This is a genomic window from Streptomyces endophyticus (assembly GCF_035798155.1).
In the GTDB taxonomy this organism is placed as follows: domain Bacteria; phylum Actinomycetota; class Actinomycetes; order Streptomycetales; family Streptomycetaceae; genus Streptomyces; species Streptomyces endophyticus.
The window spans coordinates 1-13,868 of sequence record NZ_JAOZYC010000134.1 but is presented as its reverse complement, the minus strand read 5'-3'; the positions used below and the strand labels follow the sequence as shown (position 1 = coordinate 13,868).

Genomic DNA, 13,868 nt, shown 5'->3' with positions numbered 1-13,868 from the left:
GGGCCGCGCACTACACCGGCGGCCAAGGAATCGCGGGCCAATCCCCACCCGGCTCCCGATGCCGCCCGGTCTTGAGCAGCCCCGCGACCCGCTCCCGCACAGCCTCCAACTCGGCCTCCGTAATCAGCTCGCCCAGCCGCGCAGCGAGCCACTCGCCCGCACCAAGAGCCCCGCGCAACGCCTCCAGGGCGGCGACGGCCTCCTCGGTCAGCGGCTCCCCCGCCCAGCCCCACAGCAACGTGCGCAGCTTGTCCTCGGCGTTGAACGTCACACCGTGGTCGATGCCGAACAGGTGCCCCTCGGCGTCGACGAGCAGGTGCCCGCCCTTGCGGTCACCGTTGTTGATCACGGCGTCGAGCACCGAGAGCCGGCGCAGGCGGGCGTCGTCGGCATGCACGAGCAGCGCCGTGCGGCCCTCGCCGACCTCGGCGAACCCGATGGCCTTCCAGCCCTCCCCCGGCTCCTCACGGTCGACGAGGGCGAGCAGCTCGGCGTCGTCCCCCGCCTCTTCCGGGGTGTCGATCCACAGCTGGCACATGCCCTCGCCGTACGGCCCGTCGCGCAGCACCGTCAGCGGCACGAGGCCCCAGCCGAGCGCCTCGGAGACCTCGTACGCGGCGACCTCGCGCCGCGCCAGGTTCCCGTCGGGGAAGTCCCACAGCGGGCGCTCGCCGCGTACCGGCTTGTAGACGCAGGCGGCCTCGCGGCCCTCGTGGGTGACGGTGCACAGCAGCACCGCGTTCGACGCCTCGCGGATCTGTCCCTCGACGTTCAGCTCACCCAAGGTGAGCAGGTCCCGGTCGCTCACGCGTCGCGCCGGTATCCGTTCTGGCGCGGACATACGTGTCCCTCCGGGTCGAGCGGCAGGCTGCACAGGGGGCACGGCGGGCGGCCCGCGTTCACGACGTCCAGGGCCCGCTTGGCGAACGCGCGGGCCTGGTTCCCCGTGAGGCGGACGCGCAGCATCGGCGGGCCGTTCTCCTCGTCCTGGAGAAGCTTCTCCTCGGCCTCCGCCATGTCCTCCTCGGACTCGGCGTCCAGCTCGACGAGGGCCTGCGCCTCGACGATCATGCGCTGTTCGTCGCCGTCCCAGGCGAGTGCCATGGTGCCGACGCGGAACTCCTCCTCCACGGGCGCCTCCAGCGGCGCGGTGTCGGAGACCTCGCTGGGTGCCACGGCGGGCACCGGGGCGTTGCCCCCGGTGCGCCGCACGACCTCGTCGAGCAGTTCGTCCATGCGCTCGGCGAGCGCGGCCACCTGGGTCTTCTCCAGAGCCACGCTGGTGACCCTGGCTCCGGCGGTGGCCTGCAGAAAGAAGGTGCGGCGCCCGGGGAGCCCGACCGTACCGGCCACAAACCGCTCCGGAGGGTCGTAGAGGAACACCTGACGGGACACGTCCTGTCTCCATGGGATCGGGATCGACTGGCTGGGACCGGTCATGTCCGACCGGGCCGACCGTGCTTACGGCTGCTTCACCCTACTGCGGCCGACGATCACGGTGCGCCCGCGCCGCCCCCGACCGGCGCATCGGGCTCCTGCGGCGCCTCACGCGGCGCCAGGGACGCGAAGTCACCGGTGTCTCCGAGGCGTACGAGAAAGGGGCGCAGCCGTGTGTAACGGATCGCTGTGATGGAACACGGCTCTACGGAGATGCGCTGAAAGAGGTCCAGATGCAGCCCGATGGCGTCCGCGACAAGGGACTTGATGATGTCGCCGTGCGAACACATCACGTAGGCGGCGTCATCGCCGTGCTCGCGCTCCACGCGCGCGTTCCACTCACGTACCGCCTCGGCGGCCCGGTGCTGCATCTGCCGCATCGATTCCCCGCCGGGGAACGCGGCGGCCGTCGGGTGCTGCTGCACGACCTGCATCAGCGGCTCGTCGGTCAGCTCGGCGAGCTTGCGGCCGGACCAGTCCCCGTAGTCGCACTCGCCGATGCGGTCGTCGGTGCGCAGGGTCAGCTCCGGGCGCGCGGCGAGCAGCGGCGCGACGGTCTCCCGGCAGCGCTGCAGCGGGCTGGCGACGATCTCGGCGAGGGGCAGGTCCGCAAGGCGTTCGGGCAGCCGCGCGGCCTGCGCGGCGCCGCGCTCGTCGAGCGCCACACCGGGCGTCCACCCGGCGAGCACCCCCGCGGTATTGGCGGTGGACCGGCCGTGCCGGACAAGGATCAGCGTGGGCATGTGCCCCACCCTAGGCACACGACAACGTGCGGCAGTGCCCGGTCCTGGGAAGAATTCACTTCGTGATCGTCGACTGCGCCATCTACCGCGACGGGCGCCGCATCGAGCGGCCCGCCGACTTCTCCGACGCCCTCGACGAGGCGCGCTCGGCGGGCGACGCGTTCGTGTGGATAGGGCTGCACGAGGCGAGCGAGGACGAGTTCGAGCGGGTCGCCCAGGAGTTCGCGCTGCATCCGCTGGCCGTGGAGGACGCCCTGAAGGCGCACCAGCGGCCCAAGCTGGAGATCTACGACGACTCGCTGTTCGTGGTCCTCAAGCCGGTCGTGTACGAGCCGAAGAGCGACAAGGTGTCCACGGGCGAGCTGATGCTGTTCCTGGGCGACTCGTTCGTGGTGACCGTGCGGCACGGCGAGGGCGCGCCCCTGAAGGCCGTACGACAGCGTCTGGAGGCCGAGCCGGAGTTCCTGAAGCAGGGGCCGACGGCGGTCCTGTACTCGGTCGCGGACGCCACGGTGGACCACTACCTGGAGGTCGCGGCCGAGTTGCAGACCGACCTGGAGGAGCTCGAGACGGACGTCTTCTCCCCGGAGGGCGGCGGCACCCGCGACACCGCGTCGCGGATCTACACGTTCAAGCGCCAGATCCTCGAATTCCGGCGCGCCACCGGGCCGTTGGCGATGCCACTGGCCCGGCTCGCCGGGGTCGGCCCGTGGGGTCTGGCCGCGGTGCCGTTCGTGCACGAGGAGGCGCGGCCCTTCTTCCGCGACGTGAACGACCACCTGACGCGGATCAACGAGTCCGTGGACGGCCTGGACCGCCTCGTGTCGGACATCCTGTCCGCGCACCTGGCGCAGATGAGCGTGCGGCAGAACGACGACATGCGGAAGATCTCGGCGTGGGCGGCGATGGCCGCGGTGCCCACGATGATCGCGGGCATCTACGGCATGAACTTCGACCACATGCCGGAGCTGCACTGGGTGTGGGCGTACCCGGCGGTGATCGTGCTGATGGCACTCCTGGAACTGCTGCTGTACCGCCTGTTCAAGCGCCGCGGATGGCTGTGACCACATCAAGCCCTGCTGTCCCCGATCAAGCCCCGCCGGCGATTGAGGCGCGGGGTCCGGGGCAGAGCCCCGCGACCGCAACGCCGGACGAGTAATGCCGGACGGCTCAGGCGAACTCGACCGTGGCAGGCGGCCCGCCAAGCGCATCCCGCCGCTCCGGCATCCGCAACGACACCATCCGCCGCCAGCCGCCGAGCCGCTCGTACGCGTACATGGCGTGGATCCCCGCGGCGAGCGCACCCGCCTTCGGCCTCGACCAGCGCAGGACGCGGCCCATGTGGTCCATGACGGCGAGGCTGACGTCCCGGTATATGGCGATCTCCGCGAGGGCGCACTCGCGCAGGATGCGCTGGATGGTGCGGCCGTGGCCCGCGTACGCGAAGCGCAGCAACTCCTCGTGGCAGTACGCGAGATGGTTGTCCTCGTCGTTGGAGATCATCTTGACCGCGCGGCCGAGGTCGGGGTCGTCGGCGAAGTGCTTGCGGAGCATCACCATCTGCTCGGAGGCCCGCTGCTCGGTGACGCGGCTGTGCGCGAGGTACGTGACGATGTCCTGTACGGAGAGCCGCTCGTCGCGCCGCAACTGATCGTGCGCGAGGCCGATCCCGTGCTTCTCCAGAAGCATCGTGTAGTCGGCCTCCGCGGGGACGGGCGCCGGCTCCAGGCCGCGCTTCTTCATGAGGGCGTTGAAGATCCGCCCGTGCTTGTCCTCGTCCGCGCCGTGCCGCGCGATCTTGGGAGCGAGGCCGCGCTCGCCCTCGGGGACCAGCGCGGCGATCCGCCCGTTCTCCCAGCCGCCCTGTGATTCGCCGCTGGCCGCGATGGAGCAGAACAGCCGGAACGACTCGTCGTTGTCGATGATCTCCTGGAACAGACTCCTGGCCGACAGCATCTGCTACCTCCATCTCACCGCGCCGGACTCCGCAGTACTGCAAAGTCCGAGTCAAATGCGGGACATGGGGCAGGGCAACAGCTATGCGGGTGAACTCGTCCGAAAGGAGGACCCGGGACGCGGGACGAGCCGTAACCAGGCCCCTCATGGCGCGTTGAGCAAGGCGTCGGCCGTGGCGGGGAAGACCCCCCGAGCCCCCACCACGGCCGCAGAAGAACTCCCCCCAAGCCTTACGCCAGCCCGGCGCGCTCCATCGCCTCGGTGCCCGCGCGCAGCGCGGCCAGGCGGTCGTCGAGCGTGAGCCCGGCCGGGTTGACGGTCAGCGTGGTGACACCGGCCTCGGAGTAGGCCCGCATCCGGTCGGCGATCCGGTCCACGGAACCGAGCAGCGTGGTGGAGTCGATGAGCTGCTGCGGGATCGCCGCGGCCGCGCCCTCCTTGTCGCCGGCCAGGTACTTGTCCTGGATCTCGGCGGCCTCCTTCTCGTAGCCCATGCGCTGCGCGAGCTGGTTGTAGAAGTTCTGCTTACGGCTTCCCATGCCGCCCACGTAGAGGGCGGTGTACGGCCGGAACATGTCGGCGAGCGCGCTCACGGAAGCCTCGTCGGACCCACCGAGTGCCAGCGGAACCGTCGGACAGACGTCGAAGCCCTCCATGGTCTTGCCGGCCTTCTCGCGGCCCGCGCGGATGTGCTGGAGCGCGGTCTCCTCCAGGTGCTCGGCCGCCGGGAAGATCAGCAGGGCGCCGTCGGCGATCTCGCCGGTCTGCTCCAGGTTCTTCGGGCCGATCGCCGCGATGTAGAGCGGGATCCGCTCGCGCTCCGGGTGCACGATCAGCTTCAGCGGCTTGCCGGGCCCGTCGGGCAGCGGGAGCGTCCAGTGCGCGCCCTCGTGGCTGACCCGCTCCCGGCTCATCGCCTTGCGGACGATCTCGACGTACTCGCGGGTGCGCGCCAGCGGCTTGTCGAACTTGACCCCGTACCAGCCCTCGGAGACCTGCGGCCCGGAGACACCGAGGCCGAGCCGGAAGCGGCCCCCGGACAGCGAGTCCAGGGTCGCGGCCGTCATCGCCGTCATCGTGGGCTGCCGGGCCGGGATCTGGAAGATGGCCGAGCCGACGTCGATCCGCTCCGTCTGCGCGGCGACGTACGCGAGGACGGTGGCGGCGTCGGAACCGTAGGCCTCCGCTGCCCAGCACACCGCGTAGCCCAGTCTGTCGGCCTCCTTCGCGACGGCCAGGTTGTCCGCGTCCATGCCTGCGCCCCAGTAGCCGAGGTTGATGCCGAGCTTCATTGACCACATCCCCTTAACGCCTTGCCGGATCCAGAGAATTACCCATGGGTAGGGTGCCTCGCCCGGCACCCTAACCCGGCGACCCCGGCGGCAGATATCCACAGGGGCCCCGTTCCTGACCTTCGGCCAGTAACCTCAGCGCCCATGGAGCAGAGGCATCTCGGCCGCACCGGCCTGCGTGTGTCCCGGATCGGACTCGGCACCCTCCTGTGGGGCCGGGACACCGACGAGCACGACGCCGCCGACCTGTTGAAGGCCTTCTGGGAGGCGGGCGGCACGCTCGTCGACACGGCCGACGTGTACGGGGACGGGGAGTCGGAGTATCTGCTCGGCAGGCTCATCGAGGGCCTGGTGCCGCGGCGCGATCTGGTCATCTCCACGAAGGCGGGCAGCGTGCCCGATCCCGACCGGCGCTTCGACGGCTCGCGCGGGCACCTGCTCTCCGCGCTCGATGCCTCGCTCGGCCGGCTCGGCACGGAGTACGTCGACCTGTGGCAGGTGCACGCGTACGACCCGGGGACCCCGATCGAGGAGACGCTCCAGGCCCTCGACATCGCGGTCAGCAGCGGACGTGCGCGCTACGCGGGCGTCTCGAACTTCTGCGGCTGGCAGCTGGCCAAGGCCGGTACGTGGCAGCTCTCCGCGCCCGGCGCGCGCACGCGTCTCGCCAGTACGCAGATGGAGTACTCGCTGCTGCAGCGGGGCGTGGAGCGCGAGGTGCTGCCGGCGGCGCTCGACCTCGGCATCGGTCTGCTGCCCTCGTCACCGCTGGGCCGCGGGGTGCTGACCGGAAAGTACCGCTCCGGCACCCCGTCCGACTCGCGGGGCGGCTCGGACCACATGGCGCCGTTCGTCGAGCCGTATCTCGACGAGGCGGCCGGGCACATCGTGGACGCGGTGGCCACGGCGGCGGACGGGCTTGCCGTGACGCCGCTCCAAGTGGCCCTCGCGTGGGTCAGGGACCGGCCGGGAGTGGCTGCCCCGATCGTCGGCGCGCGCAACGCGCAGCAGCTCACAGCGGCATTGTCAGTGGAGGCCCTTAGTCTTCCTGACGAGATCTGCCAGGCGCTCGACGACGTGTCGGCGCCCGTGCACCGCTATCCCGATCAGGACTGGAGCACGTTGTGAGTACGGAGTCCGCTGCCGCGGAGAACGAGTCAGGGGCCCGCCCCGACACGGATCCGGCTGCCGCCGCGAGCGCGGAGGCGGAGCCGGTGTCGGCGGACGACGCCGGGGCCGGGTCGACCGGGACCGACGACACGGAGGAAAGCGCCGTAGCGGCGCCGCCGGACGAGACCGACGAGGACGACGCGGAAGCCGCATCGGAGGACGGCGCCGCGAAGGGTGCTGAGGTGTCCGAGGCCGAGGCCGAGTTGGCGGCTCAGCGGGAGTTCCGGGAGCGGATCGCGGAGCGCAAGGCCGCCAAGGAGGCGCCGATCGACGCCGGGACGAAGCTGAGCGGGACCGCCGCCGACCTGCTGGCCGCCGTGCGCGCGGTGGAGAGCGGGGAGAAGCCGGTCGCCGCCCCCGTACTCGCGCGGACCGAGCCTGAGCCGCGGCGGGACACCTCGGCCGCCTCCCCCGCCGAACCCGTGCGCAGGCCACAGGCCGTCGGCCAGGCGAGCCCCGACCCGGAAGCCGTCACCGCGGTGCGGGCCGTGCTCGTCGAGGGCGGGGCCCCCGATTCGCTGGCCGCCGCGACCGCCGCGGCCCTGGGCGAGGGCGCGGGCGACGAACTGCGCGCGGATCCGTGGCAGTTGCTGCGGGTGAGCGGGGTGCGGCCCGAGCAGGCCGACGGGTTCGCGCGGGCGCTGCTCGGCGCGGAGTGCGGGCCCGACGACGAGCGGCGGGGCCGCGCCGTCACCGTATGGCTCCTTGAGCAGGCCGCGGATGCCGGGCACACGGCCCTCGACCTGCCGGTGCTCGCGGACGCGCTCGGCAAGCGCGGGGTGCCCGATCCGGAGGAGGCCGTACAGAGCGCCGTCGCCGAGGGCGACGCGCTGATCTTCCACGACCCCCTGGAGGACGCGCCCGCCGCCGCGCCCGCGCCCGCCACCGATGAGGAGGACGGCGAGGAGGAAGAGGCGGAGCGTCCTGTCCGGGTCCTGGTCGGGCTCGAGCGGTACGCGCTCGCGGAGGAGAGCCTCGCCGACGGGCTCGCGCGGCTGCTCAACGCCACGCCCAAGGACGAGGGTTCGGCCACCGCCGGCCTGGAGGAGGCCGCCGGTGCCGCGCGCGGCACGACGGCCGAGCTGATCCGGGCGATCGCCGCGCACCGCCTCGTCCTGCACACCGGCGGCGAGGCGGCCCGCGCCGAGCCTGTCGCCGCGGCCGCCGCCGCGGGCGGTCTCGGCCTGCGGGTGTGCGTCGCCGCACACGGTGCGGACGGCCGGCGCCGGGCCGCTGAACTCCTCGGCCCGGACGCGCCCGAGACGGCCACCGCGACCGTCGCGGGCCTGCTCGCGCAGGCGGAGGGGCCCGGCCTCGACCGGGACGGGGCGTTCGCCCTCGACCTCCTGGTCGTCCTGGACGCGCCGCAGTTGGACGTGGGCGACGCCGCGATGCTCGTGGAGCTGCTTGCCGACGGGACGTGCCTGGTGCTCAGCGGAGACCCGGGGACGCTGTGGTCGGCGGGCCCTGGCCGGGTCTTCGCGGACGTCGCCGCGGCCGAGATCTGCCCGCGCATCACCTCCCGCACACCGGACTTCGGGCCGATCGGCGAGCTGGTCTCCGGTATCGGCATCGGTGAGCTGAACCAGGTGGAGGCGCCCGGCAAGGAGGTTGTGATCGTTCCGGTGCGGGATCCGGCCGAGGCGATCCACCGCACCGTGCAGCTCGTCGCGGACTCGGTGCCGCGGGCGATCGGGGTGCCGGCCGAGCAGACGCAGGTGATCACGCCGGGCCACGGGGGCGCCGCGGGGACGCGGGCGTTGAACGTGGCGCTGAAGGAGCGGCTCAACCCGGGTCCCGGTCAGTTCGGGGGCTTCGATCCCGGTGACCGGGTGGTGTACGTGACCGGGCGCGGGCGGATCCGGCCCGGCGTGGTGGTCGGGGCCGACGCGGAGGGCCTGCGCATCGAGTGCGACGGCTCCCCCGTCCTCGTACCGAAGGAGCAGGTGGAGCAGGGCGCGGTGCGGCACGGGTGGGCCGTGACCGGGCATCAGGCCGTGGGGGTTCGGTGGCCCGCGGCCGTGGTGGTGCTGCCGGGCGACGCGACGCAGGCGCTGAGTCGTCCCTGGGTCTATACGGCCTTCGGGCGCGGTGAGCGTCATCTTTCGGTGGTGCAGGGTGCGGATGCGGCCCTGCCACGGGCCGTGGCGGAGGTCCCGGCCAAGCCCCGCACGACACGCTTGCGCAGCCTGGTCCGTTCCCAGGTCCCGGCTTCGTAGGAATATCAAGCCCCGCCGACGATTGAGGCGCGGGGTCCGGGGCGGAGCCCCGCGACCGCAACCCCGGTGCGGCAGAAACAGCCGCCCCGGGGATCCGCGGCAGCGGGGTGTCAGCGGTCCGCCTCCTCCAGCGGCTCGTCGACCTCGGCGGAGCCGTCGTCGTCGAACTCGTCGTCGTCGAAGACCGCGCTCACGTCGAAGCGGCACACCACCCGCTGCGGATCGACCTGCTCGAAGGGGGATTCCAGCCACTCACCAGGGTCCGTGGGCTCGTCCGATGCCGTGACCCAGAGCGTGGAGTCGCCCTCCTCCAGGCCGAACTCCTTGTGCCGGGAGGCGATTTCGTCGGGCTCGAACTCGCCGAAGAGGACGCCGAGCGCGGCGTGCACACTGCTGCCCGCCCCGTTGGCGGACTCCGCGTCCGGCTCCGCGTCCAGGTCGGCGACCCGCCCGGCCTGGGCAAGCAGGCGCTGCGGCTCGACCACGGCGTAGTCGCGTCGGATCAGCACGCTCAGCGCGTTCGGCTCCTCCGGCCCCGCGTACGGCGGCAGCGAGTCCTCGCTGCCGGGGATCTCGAAGGGGGTGACCTCGTCGTAGCGGTCGTAGAGGAGTTCGTCGTACTCCTCGGCCGCGGCGGCGAGTTCATTGAACGCTTCATAGACGGCCGGATCGTCTTCTCCCGACCGGCGCTCGACCGCCGCCAAGTGGACGTCGAGCGCAGCCTTGACCGCCTCGGCGGCGGCGCGTACCTCGGCAGCGGTGGGCTGCGCAGCATCAGACATAGTGCAGACGCTATCCGTACCGGGCCGCTGCCCGCACAATAGATGCGATGCCGGAATACGAATTTGTCGACGTGTATGTACCTCGCGGGGTCTCCCGCAAGGACGCGACGCGTCTGCTGACGGACCATGCTGAGTACGGACACTGGGAGTTGGACCGCTTGAGCCTGCGTCGCGACGGCAGCCGCCGGGTGCGTCTGCGTCGACGGATCATCCGCCAGGTGCGGGCCACATGGTGACCTGAGGGCGAGGAGAGACAACGGAGCGGGCCCCGTCCGTGCGGGGCCCGCTCCGTTCTGTACCGCCTGATGTCACGCCGCCGCGTTCGCCCGCCGGTAGAGCAGCGCGCCCACGAGCAGCGCGCCTCCGGCGATCGGGATGACCCCGCCGATCGGCACCGAGCTGCCGGTCTCCGCGAGCGTGCCGGTCGCCCGAGGGCTGCCGGTCTGCCCGAGCTGGGACTCTCCCTGAGGCATGGCGACGGTCTGCGTCCCCGGGTCGTTGGGAGTGTCCGCACCGGTGCCCACGCCCGGGTGCCCGGCCCGCGAGGGCGGGGTGTTCGAGTCCGCGGGCGGCGTGGTGGTGCTGCCGCCCCCGCCGTCGTCGGAGCAACCGTTACCGGTGGTCCCGTTGCCGATCGAGCCGGCGCCGACGGAGTTCCCGCACGCGTTCACCGGCACGTTCACCGGGACCGACACGTGGTTGCCCGAGCCGACACCGGGCGAGTCACTGCTGTGCCCGCCCGCCTGCGCGCCGCCGTCCGAGGACTGGTCGCCGGCCTTGTCGCCGCCGCCCGAGCCACCGCAGTCGTTGCCGGACGCGGGGTTCAGCAGTCCGACGACGTTGATCGTGTTGCCGCAGGCGTTCACCGGAACGTCCACGGGCGCCTCGACGGAGTTGCCGGACAGCACGCCCGGTGAGTCCGACGAGCTTCCGTTCGCACTTGAGTCCGCGTGTGCGTAGCCACCGGTGACGGCGAGTACGCCGGACGCGGCCGCCACGGTGATCAGGCCCTTCCGCATGACCTGTCGCATAGGTTTCCCTGCCTTGCCTTAGAAGTCTTGCCTTGGAACCTTGTCCAACCCGTCGGCCCCGGAGTGCATGGCTCGCACTCCGGGGCCGTGGGCTCAAACCCTCAAGGGGTGAGGCACAACAACGTCAGTCGTTGGCGCAGGTGTTACCGAAGGCAGGGTTCAGCAGCCCGATCACAGAGACCGTGTTGCCGCACACGTTCACCGGCACGTGAATCGGGGCCTGGATGACGTTGCCCGAAATGACGCCGGGGGACTGCGTCGCAGCACCCTGAGCGCCGGAGTCGGCGACGGCCAGACCCGCACCCGCGAGAACCAGACCACCAGTGGCTGCCGCAGCGGCGACGACCTTCTTGAGCATTATTCCTCCTTGTTGGCAATGCAGTCCCAGCCGCGGACTGCACTCCCTGTAACGAGGAAGAACTGATGGGGCTACGAGCGTACGGCTCCTTTCACTCTTTCCGGTCCATTACGCACGTGCGAGCGATTTCTGCCCCTTCGCCGGGTTGACGTCAGGACGCGTCGATGAAGCGGTCCAGGACCCGCACACCGAACTTGAGGCCGTCCACCGGCACCCGCTCGTCGACACCGTGGAACATGCCGGCGAAGTCCAGCTCGGGCGGCAGCTGCAGCGGCGCGAAGCCGAAGTTGCGGATGCCGAGCTCCACGAAGGACTTGGCGTCGGTGCCGCCGGAGAGCATGTACGGGATGGCCTTGCCGATCGGGTCCTCGGCCTCGATCGAGGTCTTCATGGCCTCGACGAGCGCGCCGTCGAACGTGGTCTCGACGGCCTTGTCCGCGTGCACGTCCGAACGCTTGACCTTCGGGCCGAGGATCCGGTCGAGGTCGGCGAGGAACTCGTCCTCGTGGCCGGGCAGGAAGCGGCCGTCGACGTTGGCGGTGGCCTCGCCGGGGATCACGTTGACCTTGTACCCGGCGTTGAGCTGCGTGGGGTTCGCGGTGTTGGAGAGCGTGGCGCCGATCAGCTTGGCGATGCCGCCGAGCTTGGCGATGGTCTCCTCCATGTCCTCCGGGTCGAGCTCGGTGCCGAGGGCGTCGCCGAGCTCGTCGAGGAAGTGTCGGAGCGTCTTGGTGACGCGGACCGGGAACTTGTGGCGGCCGAGGCGCGCGACGGCCTCGGACAGCTCGGTGATCGCGTTGTCCCGGTGGATCATGGAGCCGTGCCCGGCGGTGCCGGCCACGGACAGCTTCATCCAGTGCATGCCCTTCTCGGCGGTCTGGACGAGGTAGAGCCGGCGCTGCTCGTTCACCGTGAAGGAGAAGCCGCCGACCTCGCTGATCGCCTCGGTGACGCCCTCGAAGAGGTCCGGGTGGTTGCGCACCAGGTGGCGGGCGCCGAAGACGCCGCCGGCCTCCTCGTCGGCGAGGAAGGCGAGGACGATGTCGCGCGGGGGCTTGCGCCCGGTGCGCAGCCGGTCGCGGACGACCGCGAGGGTCATCGCGTCCATGTCCTTCATGTCGACGGCGCCGCGGCCCCAGAGGCAGCCGTCGGCGATCTCGCCGGAGAACGGGTGGTGGGTCCAGTCCGCCGCGTTCGCCGGGACGACGTCGGTGTGACCGTGGATGAGGAGGGCGGGCCGCGAGGGGTCCTCGCCCTCGATCCGGGCGACCGTGGAGGCGCGGCCGGGGTGGGACTCGAAGATCTTCGGTTCGAGGCCGACCTCGGCGAGCTTCTCCGCCGTCCACTCGGCGGCCTTGCGCTCGCCCGGTCCTGAGTGGTCGCCGTAGTTGCTGGTGTCGATCTGGATCAGTTCGCGGCAGAGGTCGACGACCTCGTCCTGCCCGGAGACCGCCCTGCCCGTGCTCGGCTCGCTCACGCTGGTTCCTCTCTTGCCGTGGATGCCTCTCATCCTCTCTCTCCCGGCCTCCGGACCCAAGGCCGGGCGCCTCTCGTCACGTGCCGTTCACAGGCGGGACGACCGGGCCGGGGGGCTGATCGAGGCACTCCGAAACCCTGGTAATGTTCTCTCTGTCGCCGCGGGAAACGCCCCGCACACAGGCGGCAGACACCTAGTCCGGGTGGCGGAATGGCAGACGCGCTAGCTTGAGGTGCTAGTGCCCTTTATCGGGCGTGGGGGTTCAAGTCCCCCCTCGGACACAGAGTAAAGACCCCAGATGACTCTGGGGTCTTTTGCGTTGCCCCGGCACCGACGGTGGGGTGCGGTACGTCACGTGATGCAATGGACCCTCGACGCAACCTGGGGGTGCAGCGCGACGTGTGGGCGAACAGGGAGCCCGGCAATGGCGGTTTCCGTCCGCTGGACGACAAGGATCCGCGGACGGTGGGCGGGTACCGCCTGGTCGCGGGGCTCGGCTCCGGTGGCATGGGGCGCGTCTATCTGTCGCACACGCCGGGCGGCCGGGCCGTCGCGGTCAAGGTGATCAGACCCGAGCTGGCCGAGGACCCGGAGTTCCGCCGCAGATTCCGCACCGAGGTCGCCGCGGCGAGCAAGGTGCACGGGCTCTACACGGCGCCGGTCGTCGACAGCGACACGGAGAGTCCGGTGCCGTGGTGCGCGACGGCGTACGTGCCCGGGCCCTCACTCGCGGAGGCGGTGCGCGAGCACGGGCCGCTGCCGGTGGACACGGTGCTGCGGATGACGGCCGGGATCGCGGAGGCGCTGCAGGCGGTGCACGACGCGGGGATCGTGCACCGCGACCTGAAACCGTCGAACGTGCTGCTGGCCTCCGACGGGCCCCGCGTCATCGACTTCGGTGTGGCGCGGGCCGCGGACGCGACGTCCGTGACGCGCAGCGGGGCTGCCGTGGGCACGGTCGCGTACATGGCTCCGGAGCAGGTGCTCGGCGGCTCCGCGAGTGGGTCCGCCGATGTCTTCGCGCTCGGCCAGACCGCGGTGTTCGCCGCCACCGGGAGCACGGCGTACGGGGAGGGCGAGCCGCACGCGGTGCTCTACCGGGTCGTGCACGAGGAGCCGGATCTGTCCAAGGTCCCGGACGCCCTGCGGGAGTTGATATCCCGCTGCCTCAGCAAGCCCGCCGCCGACCGGCCGACGGTGCGGGAGGTCATCGAGACGGTCCAGGTGATCCGTGAGGCGCAGCCCGGTGGTCCCGGGCCCGCGACCGACGCCTGGCTTCCCGGTGAGCTCGCCGAGGGGATCGCGGCGCGTGCCGAGGGGGCCCGGGTGACCGGGGCGGAGCCGACGGGGTTCGCGACGCCGCCGCGCGGTGCCACGGGTGCGCCCGCGACGCCCGGGAGCCC

Annotated in this window: 14 protein-coding genes and 1 tRNA gene; 6 read left to right on the top strand and 9 right to left on the bottom strand. The window is 71.6% G+C overall.

Annotated elements, in window-relative coordinates; translation table 11 throughout:
• Nucleotides 1–10 precede the first annotated feature (10 nt).
• The 3 genes from OKJ99_RS23360 to OKJ99_RS23350 form a co-directional block, all read right to left on the bottom strand.
• Nucleotides 11–841 (bottom strand): SCO1664 family protein, encoded by an 831-nt coding sequence (locus OKJ99_RS23360; protein ID WP_326019321.1) that lies wholly within the window; start codon nucleotides 839–841, stop codon nucleotides 11–13.
• Nucleotides 805–1,395, bottom strand: a complete 591-nt coding sequence (locus OKJ99_RS23355; protein WP_326019320.1) for a DUF3090 domain-containing protein — start codon at nucleotides 1,393–1,395, stop codon at nucleotides 805–807. Before OKJ99_RS23355 ends, OKJ99_RS23360 begins: the two co-directional genes overlap by 37 nt.
• Nucleotides 1,396–1,493: 98 nt before the next feature.
• Nucleotides 1,494–2,180 carry a histidine phosphatase family protein gene (locus tag OKJ99_RS23350; RefSeq protein WP_326019319.1) on the bottom strand — a complete coding sequence of 229 codons (687 nt, stop codon included), beginning with the start codon at nucleotides 2,178–2,180 and terminating at the stop codon, nucleotides 1,494–1,496.
• 62 nt (nucleotides 2,181–2,242) lie between these two features.
• Between OKJ99_RS23350 and corA the strand changes: the two genes are divergently transcribed.
• A complete protein-coding gene (gene corA / locus OKJ99_RS23345; protein WP_326019318.1) occupies nucleotides 2,243–3,244 on the top strand; it encodes a magnesium/cobalt transporter CorA in 1,002 nt (333 codons plus the stop codon).
• 106 nt (nucleotides 3,245–3,350) lie between these two features.
• On the opposite strand, the gene OKJ99_RS23340 is transcribed toward corA, so the two are convergent.
• Nucleotides 3,351–4,136, bottom strand: a complete 786-nt coding sequence (locus tag OKJ99_RS23340; protein WP_326019317.1) for a ferritin-like domain-containing protein — start codon at nucleotides 4,134–4,136, stop codon at nucleotides 3,351–3,353.
• A gap of 230 nt (nucleotides 4,137–4,366) precedes the next feature.
• The gene (locus OKJ99_RS23335) at nucleotides 4,367–5,428 is read right to left on the bottom strand and encodes an LLM class F420-dependent oxidoreductase (protein ID WP_326019316.1); all 1,062 of its coding nucleotides are present in this window, start codon (nucleotides 5,426–5,428) and stop codon (nucleotides 4,367–4,369) included.
• 144 nt (nucleotides 5,429–5,572) lie between these two features.
• Here OKJ99_RS23335 and OKJ99_RS23330 point away from each other — a divergent pair, with 144 nt between their 5' ends.
• On the top strand, nucleotides 5,573–6,556 hold the full coding sequence (locus OKJ99_RS23330) for an aldo/keto reductase (RefSeq protein WP_326019315.1): 984 nt from the start codon (nucleotides 5,573–5,575) through the stop codon (nucleotides 6,554–6,556).
• Nucleotides 6,553–8,817 carry a helix-hairpin-helix domain-containing protein gene (locus OKJ99_RS23325; protein ID WP_326019314.1) on the top strand — a complete coding sequence of 755 codons (2,265 nt, stop codon included), beginning with the start codon at nucleotides 6,553–6,555 and terminating at the stop codon, nucleotides 8,815–8,817. Before OKJ99_RS23330 ends, OKJ99_RS23325 begins: the two co-directional genes overlap by 4 nt.
• Before the next feature lie 110 nt (nucleotides 8,818–8,927).
• Here OKJ99_RS23325 and OKJ99_RS23320 read toward each other — a convergent pair whose 3' ends face one another.
• The gene (locus OKJ99_RS23320) at nucleotides 8,928–9,599 is read right to left on the bottom strand and encodes a hypothetical protein (RefSeq protein WP_326019313.1); all 672 of its coding nucleotides are present in this window, start codon (nucleotides 9,597–9,599) and stop codon (nucleotides 8,928–8,930) included.
• Nucleotides 9,600–9,646: 47 nt separating this feature from the next.
• Between OKJ99_RS23320 and OKJ99_RS23315 the strand changes: the two genes are divergently transcribed.
• Nucleotides 9,647–9,835: a DUF5703 family protein gene (locus OKJ99_RS23315; protein ID WP_111666225.1), complete on the top strand. Its 189-nt coding sequence runs from the start codon at nucleotides 9,647–9,649 to the stop codon at nucleotides 9,833–9,835.
• A 72-nt stretch (nucleotides 9,836–9,907) separates the two neighbouring features.
• On the opposite strand, the gene OKJ99_RS23310 is transcribed toward OKJ99_RS23315, so the two are convergent.
• The 3 genes from OKJ99_RS23310 to OKJ99_RS23300 form a co-directional block, all read right to left on the bottom strand.
• Nucleotides 9,908–10,630, bottom strand: coding sequence for a chaplin family protein (locus tag OKJ99_RS23310; protein WP_326019312.1), 723 nt, complete (start codon nucleotides 10,628–10,630; stop codon nucleotides 9,908–9,910).
• A 124-nt stretch (nucleotides 10,631–10,754) separates the two neighbouring features.
• On the bottom strand, nucleotides 10,755–10,988 hold the full coding sequence (chpH, locus tag OKJ99_RS23305) for a chaplin ChpH (RefSeq protein ID WP_326019311.1): 234 nt from the start codon (nucleotides 10,986–10,988) through the stop codon (nucleotides 10,755–10,757).
• 151 nt (nucleotides 10,989–11,139) lie between these two features.
• The gene (locus OKJ99_RS23300) at nucleotides 11,140–12,465 is read right to left on the bottom strand and encodes a M20/M25/M40 family metallo-hydrolase (RefSeq protein ID WP_326019310.1); all 1,326 of its coding nucleotides are present in this window, start codon (nucleotides 12,463–12,465) and stop codon (nucleotides 11,140–11,142) included.
• A gap of 196 nt (nucleotides 12,466–12,661) precedes the next feature.
• Here OKJ99_RS23300 and OKJ99_RS23295 point away from each other — a divergent pair.
• Nucleotides 12,662–12,746, top strand: a tRNA-Leu gene (locus OKJ99_RS23295).
• Between the two features lie 82 nt (nucleotides 12,747–12,828).
• Nucleotides 12,829–13,868, top strand: a 1,040-nt coding sequence (locus OKJ99_RS23290) for a serine/threonine-protein kinase (RefSeq protein WP_326019309.1), incomplete at its 3' end; no start/stop codon positions are given.